Consider the following 21288-nt stretch of genomic DNA (forward strand, 5'->3'; position numbering starts at 1 on the left):
TCCCCCATACCCCCGCCGGTGGCGGGAAAGGATGATGCTATAATTGCCTCCGGCTGTGTCCTGAAGATGCAGCCATCCCAGCGAAGGGATGTCAGGAGGGCGATGTGTTACGACTGGTTCATGTTCTGTATGGTGTGCAGCCACAGTGGTCCCGCGAGATGCCGCATATCCCCCCCGCGTGGGCGGATGTGACCTTCAGCGAGGCGGTGACCGACTCGCGCGAGGTGGAGCCGGGGACGCTCTTCATCGCCCTGGCCGGCGAGCGCACCGACGGACATCGCTTTCTCCCCGATGTGATCGCACGGGGCGCGCAGGGGGCGCTGGTCTCCCGCGCCGAGGTGCTGGCCCGCAGCGCGGCTCTGGCCCAGACTGAGCGCCCCTGGGCGCTGATCGACCCGGCGACGGGCGAGGGCCTGGCTGATGCGGCACCCGGAACGTGCCTTCTCATCGCAGTAGACGACCCGCTGATGTCTGTGCAGCGGCTGGCCGCCTACCATCGCCGACAGCTCACGCCGACCGTTGTTGGTATCACCGGTAGCGTGGGCAAGACCTCGACAAAAGAGGTCGTGGCGGCTGTCCTGAGCCGCCGGTTCCGCACCTTAAAAAGTAAACGCAGCTTTAATAGCGAGGCCACGCTGCCCACATCTCTGCTTCGCCTGACGCCGGACCACGAGGTGGCGGTGCTGGAGATGGGGATGTGGGCGCCGGGCGAGATCCGCTTTCTGGCGAGTCTCGCCCGGCCACAGATCGGCCTGGTGACGAATGTCGGCCCCACGCACCTGGAGCGGCTGAAGAGCATCGAGGCCATCCAGCTCGCCAAGAGCGAGCTGCCCGAGTCGCTGCCCGAGGACGGCTGGGCGGTGCTGAACGCAGACGACCCGCTGGTGATGGCGATGGCTGCCCATACGAAGGCCAGGGTCTTCTCCTACGGCCTCACGCCGACGGCGACCCTGTGGGCCGACGCGGTGGAGGGCCACGGCCTGGGCGGGATCAGCATGCGCGCCCACTATGGCGGCGGGAGCGTGACGGTGCGGCTGCCCCTGATCGGGCGTCACAGCGTCTATCTGGCCCTGGCGGCGATCAGCGTGGGCCTGATTATGGGGATGGCCTGGGACGATATCCTCGCCGGCCTAAGCGACCCTGAGGCCCAGCCCCGGCTGCGGGTGCTGCCCGGCGTCGGCGGATCGACCCTGATCGACGACACCTACAACGCGGCGCCGATCTCGACCTTGGCGGCGCTGGACCTGCTCGCCGACACTGATGGGCGGCGGGTGGCCATCCTGGGCGATATGCTTGAGCTGGGGGCCGCCGAGGAGGAGTCCCACCGCCAGGTCGGGCGGCGGGCCGCCGAGGTCGCCCAGCTGCTGGTCACGGTCGGCCGGCGGGCGAGGTGGGTCGCGGCGGCCGCCGAGGAGGCGGGGATGCCCGCGAGCCAGATCATGGCCTTCGACACGAGCGAGGATGGGGTCGCTGCGATCCTCCCGCAGCTTCAGGCCGGCGACTATGTGCTGGTCAAGGCGTCGCGCGGTATGGAGCTTGAGCGCGCTGTCGCGGCGCTCCAGCGCCGGCCCGAGGAGGAGGACTAATTGGACGTTCTACGAGCGGTGCTGGTGCAGGATATGGCCCGCGCCCTGCTGCTGGCCGCCGCAGCCTTTGTGCTGACTCTCTTTGTCGGCGGGTGGTGGGTGAAGTTCGCCCGCCGCCATAAGCTCGGCAAGCAGATCCGCATCGATGGCCCGCAGAGCCATATGACGAAGATGGGCACGCCGACGATGGGCGGCGTCATGATCGTCAGCACGGTGGTGCTGCTGACGGTGCTGTTTAACCTGGTCGACCGCTGGTCGATGCTGCTGCCCCTGGCGGTGCTGGTCAGCTTCGCCGTCCTGGGCGGCATCGACGACTGGATGACGCTCACGAAGTCGAACTCGAAGACCTACGGCTTCACGGTGCGCTACAAGTTTCTGCTGATGCTGGCGGTGGCCTTCATCGCCAGCCTGGCGCTCTACCTGCCCAAGCCCTTCGGCCTGGAGCACGACGGGCTGGTGCAGATCCCCTTCCTGGGCGAGCGGAACATCGGGGTCTGGTTCATCCCGATCGCCACGCTGATCATCGTCTTCATCTCCAACGCGGTAAATATCACCGATGGGCTGGACAGCCTGGCCGGATGGAACCTGACGATGGCCTTTGCGGCCTACGGGGTGATGACCTTCCTGGCCGAGCCGCGGCTGACGAACCTGATGGCCTTCAGCTTCACGCTGGTGGGGGCGTGCGCGGCCTTCCTCTGGTACAACGCCCACCCGGCCCAGGTCTTTATGGGCGACCTCGGCTCGCTGGCCCTGGGCGCGGTGCTGGCGATCGTGGCCCTCCAGTCGCAGCAGTGGCTGCTGCTGCCGGTGGTGGGGGTGATCTTTATCGTCGAGGCGCTCTCCAGCATGCTGCAGACCGGCTACTTCAAGTGGACGAAGCGCCGCTACGGCGAGGGCCGGCGGATCTTCAAGATGGCGCCGCTGCACCACCACTTCGAGCTGCTCGGCTGGAGCCAGGTGCAGGTGACCCAGCGCTTTGTGCTGATCGGCACGGTGGCCGCGATGGTCGCGATCTCGCTGGCGATCACCTTCGCCCGCCCGAGCCCGGACACCCAGCGGGCTGACTCTGAGCCGATCGTCATTGTGGAGAAACCAGGGCAGTAAGGGCACCCCTTGTGGGCGCCCACAAGGGGCGCCCTTACAGTTACCGTGTGGGGGAGCTCAGCCTTCCTCACACCCCAGACACCCCAGATATGGATCTACGCGGGAAGCGCATTCTGGTGATGGGGCTGGGGGTTCACGGCGGCGGGCTGGGGTCGGCCCGGTGGCTGCTCGGCCAGGGCGCCCGCGTCACTGTCACCGATATGGCCTCGCCCGAGGCCCTGGCCGCGCCGCTCGCCCAGCTCGACTCCGCCGCCGCCGCGCTCGGCGTCAGCGTCGGCTACACCCTCGGCGAGCACCGCGCCGAGGACTTTACCTCCAGCGATCTCGTCGTGGTCAACCCCGCCGTCCGCCCGGACTCGCCCTGGCTGGCGCTCTGCCGCCAGGCCGGCGTGCCGATCGAGACGGAGATGACCCTCTTCTTCCGGGCCTGCCCCGGCCCCATCCTCGGCGTCACCGGCACCAAGGGCAAGACCACCACCGCGCTGATGCTGGCCGCCATGCTCCGCGAGGCCTTCCCCGACACGGTGGCCGCCGGGAACCTGCGCGTCTCGGCACTGGAGGCGCTGGAGACGATCACCGCGCAGACGCCGGTGGTGCTGGAGCTGAGCAGCTTCCAGCTTGAGCGGCTGGGCGAGGCCGGGCTGAGCCCGCGCTACAGCCTGATCACGAACCTCTCGGCCGACCATATCAACTGGCACGGCTCGATGGAGGCCTACGCCAGGGCCAAGGCGCAGATCTTCGCCCACCAGGGCGCGGATGGGGTGGTGGTGCTGAGGCGGCAGGAGGCCGTCGGCAGGCGGCAGGGAGCCTCAGGCCGGGTGATCTTGTACGACGCGGTGCCGGGGGCTGAGGCCGAGGCGCGGATATCGTCTGATGGCAACTTGCTGCTGGGCGATGAGGCGCTGGCGCAGGCGGGCGACATCCGGCTGCCGGGGGCGCACAGCCGGGCCAACGCACTAGCCGCCGCCGCCCTGGCCCGCAGCTTCGGGGTTGCGCCCGCGCAGATCGCCGCCGCCCTGCGCGGCTTCGCCGGGGTCGAGCACCGGCTGGAGCTGGTGGCCGAGATCGATGGCGTGCGCTACGTGAACGACACGACGGCGACGAACCCGGCCGCCGCCCTGGCCGCGCTGGAGTCGACCGAGACGCCGATCGTGCTGATCGCCGGCGGGGCCGACAAGGAGCTGATGTTCGAGGATCTAGGCAGGGCGATCGCCCGGCGGGTGAAGGCGCTGGTGCTGCTGAAAGGCAGCGCGACGGCGCGGCTCACACAGGCAATTGCAGATTGCAGATTGCAGATTGCAGATTGTAGGCTGCAGATGGTCGATGGGCCATATGGCGACTTCGAGCAGGCCATCCTGTCGGCGCGGGGGATGGCCGAGTCCGGGGACACGGTGCTGCTCTCGCCGGGGTGCGCGAGCTTCGGGATGTTCCGCAACGAGTTCCACCGCGGCGAGGAGTTTCGCCGGATCGTGTATGGTCTTGCGGCGGATGACGCCATCCCATCCGATGATGCCGTCCAACCCGATGGGCATCCCGCACCCGATGGGCATCCCGCACCCGATGGGCATCCGGCGGCGCTGCTTCTGGCGATAGCCGCGATGGCGCTGCTGCTCCCGCCAGCCTCATGATTGCTGATTGCAGATTGCAGATTGCAGATTGGGCGCAGCGCCTTCAATGTTTGACTCTGCACGCGGAAGGTATCACGGATGACCGAACGAGCAAACAAGCCTGACTATGTGCTGCTGGCCACGGTGGGCATCCTGGTCTGTATCGGCCTGGTGATGGTCTACAGCGCCAGCTTCGTGGAGGCCTTCGCCCTCTACGAGAACCAGTACTACTATCTGCTCAGGCAGATCGTGGGGGCCTTCGTCGGCACAGCGGGCCTGCTGGTGGCCCAGCGGATCCACTACAGCTTCTGGCGCACCTACTCGGTGCAGCTGATGGCGCTGGCCCTCGTCCTGCTCTTCCTGGTGCTCATCCTGCCGTCCTCGATGACCCAGGTCAACGGCTCGCGCTCCTGGCTGCGCTTCGGCGAGGGCGGGGTCTTCGGCCTGATCAGCATCCAGCCGACGGAGTTCACCAAGCTGGCGATCATCATCTACTTCGCCGACTGGCTCTCGCGGCGCAGCGAGAAGCTGGGGAATGTGAGCTACGGGCTCATCCCCTTCGCCGTGATGCTCGGCCTCGTCTGCGGCCTGGTGATGCTGGAGCCGGACCTGGGCACGACGGTGGTGCTGGTCGTGATCGCCGGGGTGGTCTACTTCGCGGCCGGGGCGAATGTCTGGCACGTGCTGGGGGCGGCCGGCCTGGGCGGGGTGGCCTTCTGGCTGATGATCAATGTGGTCGGCTTTGGCAACAACATGCGGATCAAGGCCTTCCTCGATCCCTGGGCCTACTACGACGGGGCTGGCTTCCAGCCCATCCACGCGCTCTACGCTCTGGGCAGCGGCGGCATCTTCGGGGCCGGGCTCGGCCAGGGCCGGCAGAAGTTTCAGTGGCTGCCGCAGGCTCACACCGACACGATCTTCGCCATCGTGGGCGAGGAGCTCGGCCTGATCGGCACGCTGGCGGTTGTGGCGGCCTTCACCCTGATCGCCTACCGGGGCTACAAGATCGCCGGGCGTGCGCCGAGCCCCTTCGCCGCCCTGGTCGCCGTCGGCATCACCACCTGGGTCTGCTTCCAGGCCCTGATCAATATCGCGGTGACAACCTCGCTCATCCCGTTCACCGGGCTGACGCTGCCCTTCCTCTCCTACGGCAGCAGCTCGCTGATGGCCTGTATGGTGGGCGTCGGCATCCTGCTGAATATCTCGCGCTACACGGCGCCGCACCAGGCCCAGGAGACTAGCGATGGCCCGACTGTCCGCCGGCGGCCCGCCCGCCGCATCCTCGACAATCTTCCTGTCTGGCGGGGGAACGGGCGGACACGTCTACCCAGCCCTGTCGGTGGCCGCCGCGCTCGCCGCCGGTGGTGAGGGCCGCCGCCTGGTCTATGTCGGCAGCGTTGGCGGCATGGAGGAGGCGATCGTGGCCCGCGAGAGCGACCTGCCCTTCCGGGCGCTGCCGGCGGCGGCGCTGCGCGGGCGGGGGCCAGCCCAGATGGCCCGCGGGGCCGCCACGATGGCGGCGGGCACCCTGGCCGCGCGGCGGCTCATCCGCGAGCTGCGCCCGGCGGCGATCCTTGGCACCGGAGGCTATGTCTGTGTCCCGCTGTTCCTGGCCGCGAGGCTGATGGGTGTGCCGACGATGATCTACCTGCCCGATGTGGTCCCTGGGCTGGCCGTGAAGCTCCTGAGCCGGATCGCCACGCTGACGGCGGTGAATGTGGAGGATGCGTTGCCGTATTTAGGCTTTCGGGCCAACGAACGACCAATGACGAACGACCAACCCTTGCGCACTACGGCGGTCGCTCATCGCTCGTCGTTCGTCGTGGCGGGCTACCCGGTGAGGGCCGAGCTGTTCGGCCAGGATCGGGCGGCGTGTCGGCGGGCATTCGGCCTGGGCGACGGGCTGCCGGTGGCCCTGGTGTACGGGGGAAGTCGGGGGGCGCGCAGCCTCAACCGGGCGGTCGCGGCGCTGCTGCCCGACCTGCTGGAGCGCTGTCAGATCATCCACGTCTGCGGGCGCGAGGGCGACGATGCCTGGCTGCGCGAGGCGGCGGGGCGGCTGGGGACGGAGCTGAGGGCGCGGTATGTGCTGTATCCGTACTTAGAGTCTGGAGTTGGGAGCTGGGGGGTGGGGGGTAAGGCGTCCCAACCCCCAGCCCCCAACCCCCAACCCCCAACAATGACCCAGGCATTCGGCGCGGCCGACCTGGCGGTCTGTCGGAGCGGTGCCTCGACGCTGGCCGAGCTGCCGGCGGCCGGTCTGCCGGCGGTGCTGGTGCCCTACCCCTACGTCCATCAGGATGAGAACGCCGACTACCTGGTTCGCCGGGGCGCTGCGGTGAAAGTGGGCGACTCCGCGATGCTCGGCGACGGGAGGCCGCAGGACGGGCCGCTGGCCCGCGAGGTGATCCGACTCTTAGAGAACGAACACGAGCGACAACGCATGGCTAAGCAGAGTCGGGCGCTGGCCCGGCCAGATGCGGCCCGGCATCTGGCGGAGGCGATCAGCCGTCTGGCGACAAGGAGTGCTGGCAGATGAACTACGAGTGGCTCACGTTGATGCCTCTGGCCCAGGCAGCGATCACCCTAAGCCTGAGCGGCTTCGCGCTGCTAGTGATTCTGATGGCGATCGGTGCCTATGGCGGCTACCAGGCGGGGATTCGCAACATCCTGACGATCGCGATCTGGTCGATTATCGCCTACATCACCTGTGTGCAGGGCGGCAACTTCCTGGTTGATCTGATCAATCGCTTCTGGCAGAACGGGCCGCGGCTGGTTGCCTTCGCCATCGGCAATAACCCGGACGCCGCCCTGCGCCTCGACCCGCTGATCGAGCCGGGTTTCCAGGTGCCGCTGTTCTTCCGCGTCGTGTCGTTCATCGCCCTGGTGCTGTTCGGCTTCTTCTTCAACCGCAAGGCGGCCTGGAAGGGCCCGCCGAAGGAGCCGCTGGCCAAGCCCCTCGGCCTCTTTGTCGGCGGCCTGATCGCGCTGATCTGGACGAATGCGTCAGTGGTCTTCTGGAGCGACTTCCAGTCAAATGGGGGCACCTTCGGCGGGCCGGTCGCCACCATCCTGAACACACTCCCCGACGTGAGCCTGCTGCTCCCGTCGCTGATCGCGGTCTTCTTCTTGATCTTGATCATCCTGGTGGTCTTCTACTTCCCGAGGGTCTGGAAGCCCTGAGAGGGGACAGGGGACAGGTGACAGGGGACAGGCCGGGCATCGCTCGTCTTCCACCCGGTCTCCTCCACCCGGTCTCCTCCACCCTGTACCCTGTACCCTGTACCCTGTACCCTAGCTTATGCACTACCACATTGTCGGCATCGCTGGCGCCGGTATGAGCGCCATCGCCAATCTACTGCTCGACCAGGGCCACCGCGTGAGCGGGTCGGACCTGGCACATAACCGGCTCACGGCGGCCCTGGCCGCGCGCGGGGCGACGCTGCACGTTGGCCATAGCCCCGCGCACGTGGACGGGGCCGACGCCCTGGTGGCCACGGCGGCCGTGCGGCCCGACCACCCCGAGCTGGCGGCGGCGCGCGAGCTGGGCATCCCCATCCTTAAGCGCGGCGACCTCTGGCGCGACTGGTCGCGGCAACGGCGGGTGGTGGCTGTGGCCGGCACGCACGGCAAGACGACGACAAGCGCGATGATCGCGGTGGCGCTGCGCGGAGCCGGGATGAACCCCGGCTTCTTGATCGGCTCCGAGGTACACGACTTGGGCGGCAACGCGGCCTGGGGCGACCCTGACGCGCCGCTGGTGATCGAGGCCGATGAGTATGACCGGGCCTTCCTCAGCCTGAGCCCGGCCCTGGCGGTGATCACGAATATCGAGTGGGACCACCCGGATATCTACCCGAGCGCGGAGGCGTATGACGCGGCCTTCGCCGAGTTCGCCGCGCTCGTGTCGGCCCCCGGCCAGCTGGTGCTCTGCGGCGATGACGAGGGTGTGGGCCGGCTATCTGCCCCCGGCGCGGTCTTCTACGGCATCGAGGAGCGCCTGGCGACCGACCCGATCTCCTGCAGGCTGGCCCCGCTCGACTGGACGGCCAGCGGGGTGGCGGGCACGCCGGCTGGCGGGGTGAGCTTCGACCTCTGGCAGTTCGATCGGCGGCGCATGGGCCAGCGCCGGGTCGGCGTCCTGGAGCTGGCCCTGCCGGGCGCGCACAATGTGCGCAACGCGCTGGCCACCCTGGCCGTGGTCGCATTGCTCAGGGCTGACATGGCCGGCGCGGCGGCCGCCCTGGCGACATTCCAGGGCACCGCGCGGCGCTTCGAGCTGAAGGGCGATGCCGGCGGGGTGACGGTGATCGACGACTACGGCCACCACCCCACCGAGGTGCGGGCCACCCTGGCGGCGGCGCGCATGCGCTACCCCGGCCGGCGGATCGTCGCCTACCTACAGCCGCACACCTTCAGCCGCACCGAGGCCCTGCTCGACCAGTGGCCCGACGCTTGCGCCGGGGCCGATATCTTGCTGGTGGGGGACATCTACGCCGCCCGCGAGCAGGGCGACCCGGCGGCCCTGGCGCAAACCCTGGCCGGGCGGATCGCCGTCGGCGGGGCGGACGCCCGCCACAGCGGGGATGTGGCGGCCAGCGCCGCCGCCCTGATCGGCCTGGCCCGGCCCGGCGACGTGGTGATCACCTTCGGCGCGGGCGATGGGGATGCGGTGGGGACGGAGCTGTTGAGGCATTTGGGGGATGTGGGCCATATGTAGGGCCGAAGCATCTGGCCCTCATACCACAAGCTTTAAGCAATTGAATCAGGGCCAGATGCTTCGGCCCTACGGGGCGCACGATATATGACTATGATCACAACATATCCCGCACCACCGATACCCCTAGCCGAGCACGAGCCGATGGCCCGCCACACCTCGTGGCGTGCCGGCGGGCCGGCGCGCTACTACGCCGAGGTGCAGAGCGCCGACGAGGCCCGCGCGCTGGCGGCATGGGCTGGCGCTGCCGGCCTGGAGCTGATCTGGGTGGGCGGCGGCACGAACCTGCTGGTGCGCGACGCCGGATTCCCCGGGCTGGTGGCCCGCTACCGCGCCCAGGCCTGGCAGATCGCGGAGCAGGGAGAGATGGCCACCCTGCGGGCCGAGGCCGGCGCGCCGATGGCCGGAACCGCCCGCCGTATGGGAGCGATGGGCTGGGCCGGGCTGGAGTGGGCCGAGGGCGTGCCCGGCACGGTCGGCGGCGCGGTCTTCGGGAACGCCGGTTGCTATGGCGGCGATATCGCCGGCCTGCTGGAGCGGGTCGAGATGCTGGTCGGCGATGTGGTGGAGGAGTGGCCCGCCGAGCGGATGGCCTACGGCTACCGGAGCAGCGCCCTGAAGGGGGCCGCCGCGCCCGCATCCGGCGCGCCGCCGCTCATCCTGGCGGCCAGCCTGCGGCTCCGGCGGGGCGACCCGGCCGAGCTGGCGGCCGCCATGGCCGGCATCGCGGCCCAGCGCAAGGGGAAGACGCCGGTCGGCAGTTCCTGCGGCAGCGTGTTTCAGAACCCGCCCGGCCAGAGCGCCGGCCAGCTGATCGAGCGGGCCGGGCTGAAGGGCCGGCGCATCGGCGGCGCGGAGATCAGCCAGCGCCACGCGAACTACATTGTCAACCTCGGCGGCGCATCGGGCGAGGACATCCTTGGCCTGATCGCCACAGCCCACGAGGCGGTGCGTAGCCAGTTTGGCGTTGACCTGGAGCTTGAGGTGAGGGTGATATGAAAAAGACAGTCGCAGTTCTCTTTGGCGGCCAGAGCGGCGAGCACGAGGTCTCGCTGGCCTCGGCCCAGGCGGTGATCGCCGCCCTGAGCCCGGAGAAGTACACCGTCCTCCCGGTTGGCATCGCCAAGGATGGGCGCTGGCTGGTCGGGCCGGGGGCCATGTCGGCCCTGCTGGCCGCCGCCGACCAGGCCCGCCTGCCGGCGGGCGCGGGGGCGGGGCCGCACTACCCCGAGGAGCACCTGGACGAGGCCGAGGACGAGGTGACCCGGCTGTCCCAGCACAGCCTCCCCGGCGTGCCCAGCGTGGCCCGCCTGCTGCCCCCAGGCGTCGATGTGGTCTTCCCGGTGCTCCACGGCCCCATGGGCGAGGACGGCACCGTGCAGGGGCTCCTGGAGCTTGCCGGCGCGCCCTACGTGGGCTGCGGGGTGGCCGCCAGCGCCGTGGGCATGGACAAGGCGCTGATGAAGGCGGCCTTCGCCGCCGCCGGCCTGCCCCTGCTGCCCTGGCTGCTGCTGCGCCGCGCCGACTGGCAGCGCGACCCGCAGGCCGCCTACGCCGCCGTCGAGGGCGCGCTGCGCTACCCGGTCTTTGTCAAGCCGGCCAACATGGGCAGCAGTGTGGGCGTGGGCAAGGCCAAGGACCGCGCCGGCCTGGAGCTGGCGATCGCCGAGGCCGCCCGCTACGACCGGCGGATCGTGGTCGAGCAGGGCGTCCCGGCCCGTGAGATCGAGATCAGCGTGCTGGGCAACGAGACGCCCGAGTCCAGTGTCCCCGGCGAGGTGGTGCCCTCGGGCGAGTGGTACGACTATAACGCCAAGTATATCGACGGCCAGTCTGCCATCCACATCCCCGCCCCGATCGACGCCGACCTGGCCGGGCGGGTGGGCGAGCTGGCCGCCCGCGCCTTCCAGTCCATCGACGGCGCCGGCCTGGCCCGCGTCGACTTCCTGCTCGACAAAGAGACCGGCGAGCTCTGGATCAATGAGGTCAACACCATGCCCGGCTTCACGCCGATCAGCATGTACGCCAAGATGTGGGCCGCCAGCGGGCTGGCCTACCCCGACCTGCTCGACCGCCTGATCGACCTGGCGCTGGAGCGGAAAACCTCATGATGCGGAATGTAAGGGCGCAGCGCGCCAGGGCCGCCCGGCCGCCGGCGGGTCGCAGGTGCGACCCGACTCGCGGCGAACGACTCTTGCCTGGATGGCGAGCGGCAGGCTGCTGAGCCTGCTGATCTTCCTGGCCAGCGTGGGGGCGCTGGGCTACCTGCTCACCAGCGGGCGCTACAGCATCCAGCGGGTGACGGTGGCGGGGGCCAGCGCGCTCAAGGCCGATCAGGTGATCGCCGAGGCGGGCATCCTCGGCCGGCCGATCTGGTTCGTCGGCGCGGCGGCGGCCGAGGCGCGGCTGCGGACGAACCCCTATGTCGAGTCGGCCCAGGTGCGCTTTGCTCTTCCCGACCAGGCCACCATCACGGTGGTCGAACGGCGGCCCGAGGTGCGCTGGCAGGCTGGCGGCGTGCAGTATCTCGTCGATGGGCGGGGCCAGGTGCTCGCCGCTGCGCAAGAGCCGGCCTCTGCCGACGTTCTTGTCGTTATCGACAAGTCGAACGCCGAGCTGAAGCCGGGCGATCAGATCGACCCCGACGCCCTGGGCCTCACCCGCGCCCTGGCCCTGCGCCTGCCGGCCGAGCTCTCGTTCGCGCCGGCCCAGATCGGCTGGGACTTTGGCATCGGCGTCTATGTGCGCTCACAGGCCGGCCAGACGATCGTCTTCGGCCAGAGCAAGCAGCTTGATCAGAAGCTCGCGATCTTTCGCGCGCTCCTGCGGGACCAGACTCAGTTCACCTACCTCGACCTCCGCTCATCGAACCCGTTTTATCAGAATCAGCCGCAGGCGGCGAGCCAGCCCTAAAAATTGCAGATTGTAGATTGTAGATTGCAGATTATTTTGAGACCGATCTGCAATCTGCAATCTGCAATCTGCAATCGGAAGAGAAGCCAATGCAGCGTACCATCGTCGGAATTGATGTCGGGACCACGAAGGTCTGCACGATTGTCGCCCAGGTCTCGGACTCGGGCAGCATGAATATCCTCGGGGTCGGCCTTACGCCGAGCAAGGGGCTTGATAAGGGCGTGGTGGTCAACATCGATGACGCCGTGAATGCGATCGCCACCAGCGTCGAGAAGGCCGAGCGGCTGAGCGGCTACCGCATCGGCACGGCCTTCGTGGGGGTCGCGGGCCGGCACATCTCCTCGCTCAACAGCCGGGGCGTGGTGGCGGTGCAGCGCCCCGATCACGAGATCACCCGTAATGACGTGGCCCGGGCGGTCGAGTCGGCCCAGGCGGTGGCCATCCCGACCCAGCGCGAGATCATCCACGTCATCCCGCGGGCTTATGTGGTGGACGGCCACGAGGGCATCCGCGATCCGATCGGCATGAGCGGCTTCCGCCTGGAGGTGGAGACCCACATTGTCACCGGCGAGGTGATGGCCATCCAGAACCTGATCAAGAGCGTGCAGAAGGCCGGCGTCGAGATCGATGACCTGGTGCTCCAGCCGCTGGCCTCGGGCGAGGCGGTGCTGACGGCCGAGGATAAGGACCGCGGGGTGATGCTGGTGGACATGGGCGGCGGCACCACCGACATGGCGATCTTTGTGCAGGGCGGCGTCTGGCACACGAGCGTGCTGCCGGTGGGCGGCACCCATTTCACCAACGACATCGTGTACGTCCTGCACACGCCCCACAACACCGCAGAGTACCTCAAGCTGAAGTACGGATCGGCGATCGCCGGCGACCCGCCCGCCGACGATGACGCGTCGGACCTGATCGACGCCGAGAGCCTGACCGTGGGCGAGAAGCAACAAATCAGCCGCCACCTGCTCAACGAGATCATCCAGGCCCGCGCCGAGCAGGTGGTCGAGCTTATCTATAACGAGATCAAGCGCAGCGGCTACGAGGGTATGCTGCCCGCCGGGATCGTGCTGACGGGCGGGGCGGCTCAGCTGAGCGGCTTCGACGACCTGGTGCGCGAGATGCTGGGCATGCCGGTGCGGATCGGCGTCCCGGGCAACCTGACCGGGCTGGCCGACTCGCTGGATAGCCCGTCCTACGCGACCGGCGTGGGGCTGCTGCGCTGGGGGGCTCGCCACGGGCTCTCGATGCTTGGGACAAGCCACCGCTCGGATGAGCGGCAGGGCTGGGGGAATGTCTACGAGCGCTTCAAGGGGTGGATGCGGGAGTTTCTTGGCGGCTCTGGTGATGGATATCGACGATGTGCAGATCGACCAGCGCGGCAAGCGGGCGGCGCCGCGCTTCATCGGGCGGCTGCGCATGGAGGCCCAGGCCGCCCACGATGTGGTGGCGCCACACTTTCGGAACCTGGGCTTCACCGCGCTGCTCCAGGAGGATCGCCGGGGCGTGGCCCTGGAGGCGCTGCCGGGCGTGTTCAGCCCCGCCCCCTCGCGGCTCTGGGTGGCCCTGCTGCTCTTCGCCCTGACCATCGTCTCCACCATCGCCGTCGGCGGCCAGGACCTGGTGGACGGCCAGGCGGTCTTCAACTGGGGCTACGGGCTCTCGTACAGCGCGGCCCTGCTCGGCATCCTGCTGGCCCACGAGCTCGGCCACTACATCGTGGCCAGGCGGGCCGGCGTGGCGGTGAGCTACCCGTTCTTCATCCCGCTGCCTCCGCCGGTCGGCATCCTCGGCACGATGGGCGCCTTCATCTCGATCAAGGAGCCGGTGCCCAACCGGCGCACGCTGCTGGCCATCGCCATCGCCGGCCCCCTGGCCGGCCTGGCCGTCACCATCCCGGTGCTGCTGATCGGCCTCAGCCTCTCGGAGGTCCACAGCCTGGCCGAGATGCGCCAGGCCATGCCCGGCCAGGTCTACTTCACCGAGGGCAACTCGCTGATCTACGCCGCCGCCAAGCTGCTCGTCTTCGGGCGGGTGCTGCCCGGCGGCGGCGAGGATGTCTTCCTGCACCCGGTGGCCATGGCCGGCTGGGCGGGGCTGCTCGTCACCGGCCTGAACCTCATCCCGGCCGGGCAGCTCGACGGCGGGCACATCTTCTTCTCGCTGTTCGGGCCGCGGGCGGCCCAGATCGCCAGCATGATCATCGCCGTGCTGCTGCTGGCCATGGGCTTTATCTGGAGCGGCTGGTTCCTCTGGGCGGTGCTGGTGGCCCTGCTCGGCCGGGCCCGCGCGCCCCTGCGCAATGAGGTCACGCCGCTTGATGGGCGCTGGCGGCTGCTCGCCATCGCCGGCCTGATCGTCTTCGTCCTGGTCTTCACCCCGGTGCCGATCACGATCGGCGCGCCCTGATCCGAATTGCAGATTGTAGATTGCAGATTGCAGATTGGCCGGCCAAATCTGCAATCTGCAATCTACAATCTGCAATTCTGATAGAATAGCGGGCACACAACTATTCAGCGAAGAAAGGAACCCCTATGCGGCTGGTAACGTACCTCGACGGCGCGGTCGAGCGGGTCGGCGCGGTCCACAACCACCTGGTGATCGACCTGAGCGACATCGCCCCGGATATGCTCGCCCTGATCGCGGCCGGCCCGCAGGCCCTGGAGGCGGCCCGCGCCCGCGTCGCCGCAGCCGATGGCGGCACGCCCCTGGACAGCGTCACCCTGCTGGCGCCCATCCCGCGTCCGCGCCAGAACATCATCTGCCTGGGTATGAACTACGCCGCCCACGCCATCGAGTCGATGCGGGCCAAGGGGCTGCCCGAGGTGCTGCCCGAGTACCCCGTCTTCTTCACCAAGTCGCCCTCGGCGATCAACCACCCCGGCGCCAGCATCCCCCTGCTGCCCGAGATCTCCTCGAAGCGCGACTGGGAGGTCGAGCTGGCCTTCATCATCGGCGGCGCGGCGCACAACGTGGCCCCCGCAGACGCCCTCGGCGCGATCTTCGGCTACACCATCCTCAACGATGTGTCCGCGCGCGACCTGCAGAACAAGCACCAGCAGTTCTTCTTCAGCAAGAGCCTGGAGGGCAGCGCACCCATGGGGCCGTGGATCGTCACCGCCGACGAGATCCCCGACCCGCACGCCCTGGGGCTGCGGCTGCGCCTGAACGGCCAGACGATGCAGGAGTCGAGCACGGGCGATATGATCTTCGACATTCCGACGATCATCGCCACGCTGAGTAAGGGCATGACCCTGGCGCCCGGCGATATCATCGCCACCGGCACGCCCTCGGGCGTCGGCATGGGCATGACGCCGCAGCTCTGGCTGAAGTCGGGCGATGTGATGGAGGCCGAGGTGGATGGGATCGGGGTGCTGCGCAATACTGTAGTCTAGCGCCTGCGAGATCTGGCCAGCGCCGTAAGGGCGCAGCAGCGCCGCGCTGCTGCGCCCTTACCCTACCGCCGCCCGGCGGCGAGGGCGTAGGCGATGCCGGACTGGAGGGTGGAGAGGGTGCGGATGCTGCTGAGATCGAGCCCGAGGCCCACCAGGGTCTGGGCGACCTCGGGGCGGATGCCGGTGATGATCACCTGGGCTCCGAGCAGCTTGACGGCCTGGGCGGCGCGCAGCAGGGCGTTGGCCACCTGGGTGTCCACCACCTGCACGCCGGTGATATCGAGGATGGCGATCCTGGCGCGGCTGGTGGCCACGCCCTCCAGCAGCGTCTCGATCACCAGCTGGGCGCGCATGCTGTCGATGTTGCCGATCAGGGGCATGGCCACGGCGCCGTCGCCGATCGGGATGATCGGCGTGCTCAGCTCGCGCAGGGTCGCCTGCTGGGCCTCGATCACCTGCTCCTGGAGGGCCACGCGCTCCTGCTCGGCCTGTAGCTGCTCGGTGATGTCCTCGGTCTGCGAGAGCCAGCCGGCCACGCTGCCGTCGGTGTTGTAGAGCACGGCGTTGTACCACTGGCAGGTGATCATCCGGCCGCTCTTGGTCGTGTTCTCGTTGCGGCTGTTGTTGGCGTTGCCGCTCAGCAGGGCGCCGACCACCTGCTCGACCTGCTCGCGGGCCAGGTTAGGCACCAGCAGCTCGATCGCGTTGCGGCCGATCGCCTCGGCGGCGCCCCAGCCGAAGATTCGCTCGGCGGCGCGGTTCCAGCGGGTGATGATGCCATGGTTGTCGGCCTCAATGTTTGCCAGGGGCGAGGTCGCGAAGCTCTGCTCCATGCGGTACAGGGCGGCCCGCAGCTCGGCGGCCTGGGCGTCAGCGCGGCGCTGGGCGTTCTCAATCTGCCAGTTCACCTCGGCCTCGCGGGCGGCGCCGAGCAGCTCGCTCAGCCGATCCACGAACGTCACCCCGGCCTCGGGGTACTCCGCGAACAGCGGGCGGAGCTGGTTCAGCGTCGCTCGCCTGGTGAGTCCGAAGATCTCCTGCGTGTCGGCGAACGAGCGGTCGGCGGGCAGTAGGTTGGAGTCGAGCAGCGTCCGCATCGCGGCGGGCCGCGACGTCGCGAGAGCCTCAAGCAGCGCATCGACGAGGGCGCCAGCTATGCGCCCGCGCCGCTCGACGGGGAGCTGGGCGAAGCTTGTTGTGCTGCGGGCGATCTCGGCGCCGATGACCGACACGAGCTCCACCCGCCGCCCGGCCAGATCCTGCTGGAAGAATGTGATCTCGTCTGAAAGTGGCGTCGTCACAGGTAGACCCTCTCGCGCGTTTCTTTCATCCTGTGGCGCAGTATAGCCGGTGTACGTTACGGTACATCATTGGAAATCGATCCCGGGGGGCGTAACGTCTTCAGCGTATCCTCGGGCGGGCGGCTGAAGCCGCGTCGCCGGGGCGCTGCGCGCCGGGCGTCGGCCTGCGCCGACGCCGGAACCGCCCGCGAAGGCGGGCGGCCGCAGGGCTCCCCGGCGCGGCTTCAGCCGCCCGCCCGCATGCAGAAACTTCCGTCGCACCCATCGATCCCGGGGGCCGTAGGGGCGACCCCGCGTGGTCGCCCGCATGGCGCCGGGCCAATGCGGCAATAATCCGCATGGTGGGCGGACACGTTGCTCCACCCCTACGCGCTCACCTCACCCGCGCGGCCCGGCCCGCTCCTGGAGGCTCTCCACCGTCCAGACATCATCGCGCAGGGCGCGGATGGCCTGCACGGCGGCGGCCGCGCCCGAGAGGGTGGTCAGGCTGGGCACGCCGTAGGTGATCGCCGCCCGGCGGATGGAGACCTCGTCGAAGAAGCTGGCCTTGCCGAGCGGCGTGTTGACGATCATGGCGATCTGGCCGTTCTTGATGTAGTCCACCGCGTTGGGCCGGCCCTCGTTGACCTTGTAGATCGACGTGACCTCCAGGCCGGCCGCGCGCAGGGCGGCCGCCGTGCCGCCGGTGGCCAGCAGGGTGAAGCCCAGGCCGGCCAGGTCGCGGGCGATCGGCACGAGGTTCTCCTTGTCGCGGTCGTTCACGCTGAGGAAGGCGTTGCCCTGGAGCGGCAGGAGCTGGCCGCAGCCGAGCAGGGCCTTGGCGAAGGCCTCGCCGAAGCTGGCCCCGCTGCCCATGGCCTCGCCCGTCGACTTCATCTCCGGCCCGAGCAGGGTGTCCACGCCGGGGAAGCGGGCCCAGGGCAGCACGACCTCTTTGACGTGGTAGCGCGGGGTGCCATCCATCAGCTCAAATTGCAGATTGTAGATTGCAGATTGCAGATTGCCATCGATGCTGATCTGCAATCTGCAATCTGCAATCTGCAATTTCGCCCCGGCCACGGCCTTGACGGCGATCTGCGCCCAGGGCGTGCCGGTGGCCTTGGCCACGAAGGGGATGGTGCGCGAGGCCCGCGGGTTCACCTCAAGCACGTAGACCACGCCGTCCTTCATGGCGTACTGGATGTTCATCAGGCCGACCACGCCAAGCTCGCGGGCCAGCCGCTCGGTGTAGCGGCGCATGGTCTCGACGTGCTCGGGGGCCACCATGTAGGTCGGGATGACGCAGGAGCTGTCGCCGCTGTGGACGCCGGCCAGCTCGATCTGCTCCATGATCCCGGCCACGATCACCGTCTCGCCGTCGCTCACGGCGTCCACATCCATCTCGAAGGCGTCCTCCAGGAAGCGGTCGATCAGGATGGGGTGCTCGGGCGAGGCGTCGACCGCCTCGCGCATGTAGCGCTCCAGGCTCTGCTCGTCGTAGACGATCGCCATGGCCCGGCCGCCGAGCACGTAGGAGGGGCGCACCACCACCGGGTAGCCGATCTGCGCGGCGGCGGCGCGGGCCTCCTCCCAGGAGCTGGCGCTGCCGTGGGCCGGCGCCGGGATGCCCATGCGGTCGAGCAGGGCGCCGAAGCGGTCGCGGTCCTCGGCCAGGTCGATCGCATCGGGCGAGGTGCCCCAGATCGGCACGCCGGCCGCCTCCAGGGCGCGGGCCAGCTTCAGCGGCGTCTGCCCGCCGAACTGCACCAGCACCCCGTCGGGACGCTCCACGTCGATCACGTTCAGCACGTCCTCCAGGGTCAGCGGCTCGAAGTAGAGCCGGTCGGCCGTGTCATAGTCGGTCGAGACCGTCTCGGGGTTGCAGTTGACCATGATCGTCTCGAAGCCCATGTCGCGCAGGCCGAAGACGGCGTGGCAGCAGCAGTAGTCGAACTCGATGCCCTGGCCGATCCGGTTCGGCCCGCTGCCGAGGATCAGTACCTTCTTGCGGTCGGTGGGGTCGGCCTCGCTCTCGCTCTCGTAGGAGCTGTAGAGGTAGGGCGTGAAGGCCGGGAACTCGGCGGCGCAGGTGTCGACGCGGTGGAAGGTGGGCAGGATGCCCAGCTCCTTGCGGCGGGCGCGCACGGTGATCTCGGCGCCCCAGGAGTGGCCGAGCACCGGCACCCTGAGCAGGTGGGCCAGCTGGGCGTCCGCGAAGCCCATGCGCTTGGCCTGGCGCAGCAGGTCGCCCGGCAGCGTCCCCAGGTCGAAGGCGCGCAGGCGGCCCTCCAGGTTGAGGATCTGCTCAAGCTGGTCGAGGAACCAGGGGTCGATCTTGGTCAGGGCGGCGACCTGGTCCACCGTCATGCCGCTCTGGAGGGCGTAGCGGATGTAGAAGTAGCGGTCGGGGTGGGGCGTGATCAGCCGCTCGCGCAGGCGCTCGGGGTTGATCTTCTCCTTGCCGTCGGCGCCCCAGCCCATGCGGCCCTGCTCCAGCGAGCGCCAGGCCTTCTGGAAGGCCTCGGCGAAGGTGCGGCCGATCGCCATCACCTCGCCGACCGACTTCATGCTGGTGGTCAGGGTCTGCTCGGCCTGCGGGAACTTCTCAAACGTCCAGCGCGGGATCTTCACGACGACATAGTCGAGGGTCGGCTCGAAGGAGGCCGGCGTCTCGCGGGTGATATCGTTGGGCAGCTCGTCGAGGGTGTAGCCGACGGCCAGCTTGGCGGCGATCTTGGCGATCGGGAAGCCGGTGGCCTTGGAGGCCAGGGCCGAGGAGCGCGAGACGCGCGGGTTCATCTCGATCACATAGATCCGGCCGTCGGCCGGGTTGACCGAGAACTGCACGTTCGAGCCGCCCGTCTCCACGCCGACGGCGCGCAGCACGGCCAGCGACTGGTCGCGCATCTGCTGGTACTCGCGGTCGGTCAGGGTCATGGCCGGGGCGACGGTGACCGAGTCGCCGGTGTGGACGCCCATCGGGTCGATGTTCTCGATCGAGCAGATGATCACGCCGTTGTCCATGCGGTCGCGCATCACCTCCATCTCGAACTCTTTCCAGCCGAGCACGCTCTCCTCGACCAGCACCTGGGTGACGGGCGAGGCGTCGAGGCCGCCCTCGACGATCTCCTTAAACTCCTCGATGTTGTAGGCGATGCCGCCGCCGGCCCCGCCGAGGGTGAAGGAGGGCCGGATGATCGCCGGGAAGCCGGTGCTGGCGACCACGGCCATGGCCTCGTCAAGGGTGTGGGCGGTGCCGCTGCGGGCGACCTCCAGGCCGATCTCAAGCATCTTATCCTTGAAGAGCTGGCGGTCCTCGGCCACGCGCACGGCCTCCACCGAGGCCCCGATCAGCTCGACGCCGTAGCGCTCAAGGACGCCGGCGTCGTGCAGGTCGACGGCCAGGTTCAGCGCCGTCTGCCCGCCGACGGTGGGCAGGATGGCATCGGGGCGCTCCTTGGCGATGATCCGCTCTAGGCTCGGCACCGTCAGCGGCTCAATATAGGTGGCGTCGGCGAGCGAGGGGTCGGTCATGATCGTCGCCGGGTTCGAGTTGACCAGGACGACGCGGTAGCCCTCCTCGCGCAGGGCCTTGCACGCCTGTGCGCCAGAGTAGTCGAACTCACAGGCCTGGCCGATGACGATCGGGCCAGACCCAAGGATAAGGATCGTATGGAGATCAGTGCGCCTGGGCATCGTGAGAGTGGCTCCTCGCTGGGTATGTGCTATTGGCGGCGATTATAACATAAGGGGTTTCGCCGCCCCCGCGACACGGTCGCGGGGGCGGCGAAACCCCTATCGAAGGCCAGCGGGACGCAGCGCTACTGGATCGACGCCTCGGTGTCGATGCTGTAGGCGTTGATGATCTCATTGGTCTGATCGACCAGGCTGTCGAACTGGTCCGAGGGTACCAGCGTGCTGAGCAGCGAGATCTTGTTGCCGCGCTGCTCGATGAAGGTGTTGCCGAGCAGATCCGCATTGACGCCGTTGTCGGCGGTGGCGGTGTAGCCCCAGACGATCAGGATGCTGCCATCAGTTTGGGGCGTCGGATCGTCGGTGAAGAAGTCGGGCTGGCTGCCGAAGCTGTTCTCCAGGTACTTTGTGAGCGTGCTGGTCAGATCATCGTCCGTGTAGGTGCTGGAGTCCTCGTAGATATCGACGATCACCGCGCCGTTGCGGCTCGGGTCGGTCCAGACCAGGATGAGCTCGTCGGGCTTGCTGCTGTCCTGGATCGCCCAGTTGTTGGGGATGTCAATCTGGAAGACCCCGGAGTCGTGGGCGTAGGTCTCAAGGGGGCCGATGTCAACCGGCTGGAGCTCGCCGGCGGCGGGGGCGCTGGTGGGCGTGTCGTCGATGAGGACGACGGCGGTCGGCTCGGGCTCGGCGGTCGGCTCGGGCTCGGCGGTCGGCTCACGGGTGGGCCGGGGCGTGCGGGTGGGCGCGGGGGCCTCCGTCGGCGCGGGGGGCGACGTAGGCGCGGCGGCCTGGCCTCCTCCGCCGCAGGCGGCGAGCGAGAGGAGCAGGGCCAGCGAGAGCGGGGCGACCATACGACGAAGCGAGCGGAGCATACTTCCTCCAAATCTGCTACTGCAGGGCGGCCCGCCCTCCAATGTCGGGCCCCAGACAGCAACACCATCTTAGCACCCCAGCGAACGAGCGAGTAGCACATGGGCGCTCACGCACGCT

At 68.8% G+C, this 21288-nt stretch carries 15 protein-coding genes and 1 pseudogene; 13 read left to right on the forward strand and 3 right to left on the reverse strand.

Annotation, left to right across the window (positions count from 1 at the left end; genetic code table 11):
- Positions 1-158: 158 nt before the first annotated feature.
- The 13 genes and pseudogenes from murF (at position 159) to K2Z83_RS08115 (ending at position 15322) form a co-directional block, all read left to right on the forward strand.
- Positions 159-1586, forward strand: coding sequence for a UDP-N-acetylmuramoyl-tripeptide--D-alanyl-D-alanine ligase (murF, locus tag K2Z83_RS08055; protein WP_255603551.1), 1428 nt, complete (start codon positions 159-161; stop codon positions 1584-1586).
- On the forward strand, positions 1587-2690 hold the full coding sequence (mraY, locus tag K2Z83_RS08060) for a phospho-N-acetylmuramoyl-pentapeptide-transferase (RefSeq protein WP_255603553.1): 1104 nt from the start codon (positions 1587-1589) through the stop codon (positions 2688-2690). It abuts the gene before it with no gap.
- Between the two features lie 89 nt (positions 2691-2779).
- On the forward strand, positions 2780-4318 hold the full coding sequence (murD, locus tag K2Z83_RS08065) for a UDP-N-acetylmuramoyl-L-alanine--D-glutamate ligase (RefSeq protein ID WP_220594664.1): 1539 nt from the start codon (positions 2780-2782) through the stop codon (positions 4316-4318).
- 78 nt (positions 4319-4396) lie between these two features.
- On the forward strand, positions 4397-5665 hold the full coding sequence (gene ftsW, locus K2Z83_RS08070) for a putative lipid II flippase FtsW (RefSeq protein ID WP_220594665.1): 1269 nt from the start codon (positions 4397-4399) through the stop codon (positions 5663-5665).
- Positions 5550-6836 carry a glycosyltransferase gene (locus K2Z83_RS08075; RefSeq protein WP_220594744.1) on the forward strand — a complete coding sequence of 429 codons (1287 nt, stop codon included), beginning with the start codon at positions 5550-5552 and terminating at the stop codon, positions 6834-6836. The genes ftsW and K2Z83_RS08075 overlap by 116 nt, the downstream gene beginning before the upstream one ends.
- Positions 6833-7480 (forward strand): hypothetical protein, encoded by a 648-nt coding sequence (locus K2Z83_RS08080; protein ID WP_220594666.1) that lies wholly within the window; start codon positions 6833-6835, stop codon positions 7478-7480. Before K2Z83_RS08075 ends, K2Z83_RS08080 begins: the two co-directional genes overlap by 4 nt.
- Before the next feature lie 118 nt (positions 7481-7598).
- On the forward strand, positions 7599-9017 hold the full coding sequence (gene murC / locus K2Z83_RS08085; protein ID WP_220594667.1) for a UDP-N-acetylmuramate--L-alanine ligase: 1419 nt from the start codon (positions 7599-7601) through the stop codon (positions 9015-9017).
- 90 nt (positions 9018-9107) lie between these two features.
- Entirely contained in the window at positions 9108-10013 is a 906-nt protein-coding gene (gene murB, locus K2Z83_RS08090; RefSeq protein ID WP_220594668.1) for a UDP-N-acetylmuramate dehydrogenase, read from the forward strand.
- On the forward strand, positions 10010-11125 hold the full coding sequence (locus K2Z83_RS08095; RefSeq protein ID WP_220594669.1) for a D-alanine--D-alanine ligase family protein: 1116 nt from the start codon (positions 10010-10012) through the stop codon (positions 11123-11125). The genes murB and K2Z83_RS08095 overlap by 4 nt, the downstream gene beginning before the upstream one ends.
- A gap of 91 nt (positions 11126-11216) precedes the next feature.
- Positions 11217-11927 (forward strand): cell division protein FtsQ/DivIB, encoded by a 711-nt coding sequence (locus tag K2Z83_RS08100; protein ID WP_220594670.1) that lies wholly within the window; start codon positions 11217-11219, stop codon positions 11925-11927.
- Positions 11928-12016: 89 nt separating this feature from the next.
- Positions 12017-13261, forward strand: a pseudogene (gene ftsA, locus K2Z83_RS08105) (cell division protein FtsA); the annotation flags it as partial.
- Positions 13262-13274: 13 nt separating this feature from the next.
- Positions 13275-14336 carry a site-2 protease family protein gene (locus tag K2Z83_RS08110; protein ID WP_255603556.1) on the forward strand — a complete coding sequence of 354 codons (1062 nt, stop codon included), beginning with the start codon at positions 13275-13277 and terminating at the stop codon, positions 14334-14336.
- Positions 14337-14461: 125 nt separating this feature from the next.
- Positions 14462-15322 (forward strand): fumarylacetoacetate hydrolase family protein, encoded by an 861-nt coding sequence (locus tag K2Z83_RS08115; RefSeq protein ID WP_220594672.1) that lies wholly within the window; start codon positions 14462-14464, stop codon positions 15320-15322.
- Positions 15323-15384: 62 nt separating this feature from the next.
- Here the strand turns inward: K2Z83_RS08115 and K2Z83_RS08120 are convergent, their stop codons facing one another.
- From K2Z83_RS08120 to K2Z83_RS08130, 3 genes are all read right to left on the reverse strand, one after another.
- A complete protein-coding gene (locus tag K2Z83_RS08120) occupies positions 15385-16623 on the reverse strand; it encodes a PAS domain S-box protein (RefSeq protein WP_370650101.1) in 1239 nt (412 codons plus the stop codon).
- Positions 16624-17001: 378 nt separating this feature from the next.
- Complete coding sequence (gene carB, locus K2Z83_RS08125; protein ID WP_220594673.1) at positions 17002-20298, reverse strand: carbamoyl-phosphate synthase large subunit; 3297 nt, start codon at positions 20296-20298, stop codon at positions 17002-17004.
- 125 nt (positions 20299-20423) lie between these two features.
- Entirely contained in the window at positions 20424-21170 is a 747-nt protein-coding gene (locus K2Z83_RS08130; RefSeq protein WP_220594674.1) for a hypothetical protein, read from the reverse strand.
- Positions 21171-21288: the final 118 nt, after the last annotated feature.

The organism is Oscillochloris sp. ZM17-4 (assembly GCF_019599295.1).
GTDB lineage: Bacteria > Chloroflexota > Chloroflexia > Chloroflexales > Chloroflexaceae > Oscillochloris.

Coding starts and splice junctions, on each gene's coding strand:
- murF (WP_255603551.1), top strand. CDS start 159: ATGCCGCATATCCCCCCCGCGTGGGCGGATGTGACCTTCAGCGAGGCG.
- murD (WP_220594664.1), top strand. CDS start 2,780: ATGGATCTACGCGGGAAGCGCATTCTGGTGATGGGGCTGGGGGTTCAC.
- ftsW (WP_220594665.1), top strand. CDS start 4,397: ATGACCGAACGAGCAAACAAGCCTGACTATGTGCTGCTGGCCACGGTG.
- K2Z83_RS08080 (WP_220594666.1), top strand. CDS start 6,833: ATGAACTACGAGTGGCTCACGTTGATGCCTCTGGCCCAGGCAGCGATC.
- murC (WP_220594667.1), top strand. CDS start 7,599: ATGCACTACCACATTGTCGGCATCGCTGGCGCCGGTATGAGCGCCATC.
- murB (WP_220594668.1), top strand. CDS start 9,108: ATGATCACAACATATCCCGCACCACCGATACCCCTAGCCGAGCACGAG.
- K2Z83_RS08095 (WP_220594669.1), top strand. CDS start 10,010: ATGAAAAAGACAGTCGCAGTTCTCTTTGGCGGCCAGAGCGGCGAGCAC.
- K2Z83_RS08100 (WP_220594670.1), top strand. CDS start 11,217: ATGGCGAGCGGCAGGCTGCTGAGCCTGCTGATCTTCCTGGCCAGCGTG.
- K2Z83_RS08110 (WP_255603556.1), top strand. CDS start 13,275: ATGGATATCGACGATGTGCAGATCGACCAGCGCGGCAAGCGGGCGGCG.
- K2Z83_RS08115 (WP_220594672.1), top strand. CDS start 14,462: ATGCGGCTGGTAACGTACCTCGACGGCGCGGTCGAGCGGGTCGGCGCG.
- carB (WP_220594673.1), bottom strand. CDS start 20,298: ATGCCCAGGCGCACTGATCTCCATACGATCCTTATCCTTGGGTCTGGC.
- K2Z83_RS08130 (WP_220594674.1), bottom strand. CDS start 21,170: ATGCTCCGCTCGCTTCGTCGTATGGTCGCCCCGCTCTCGCTGGCCCTG.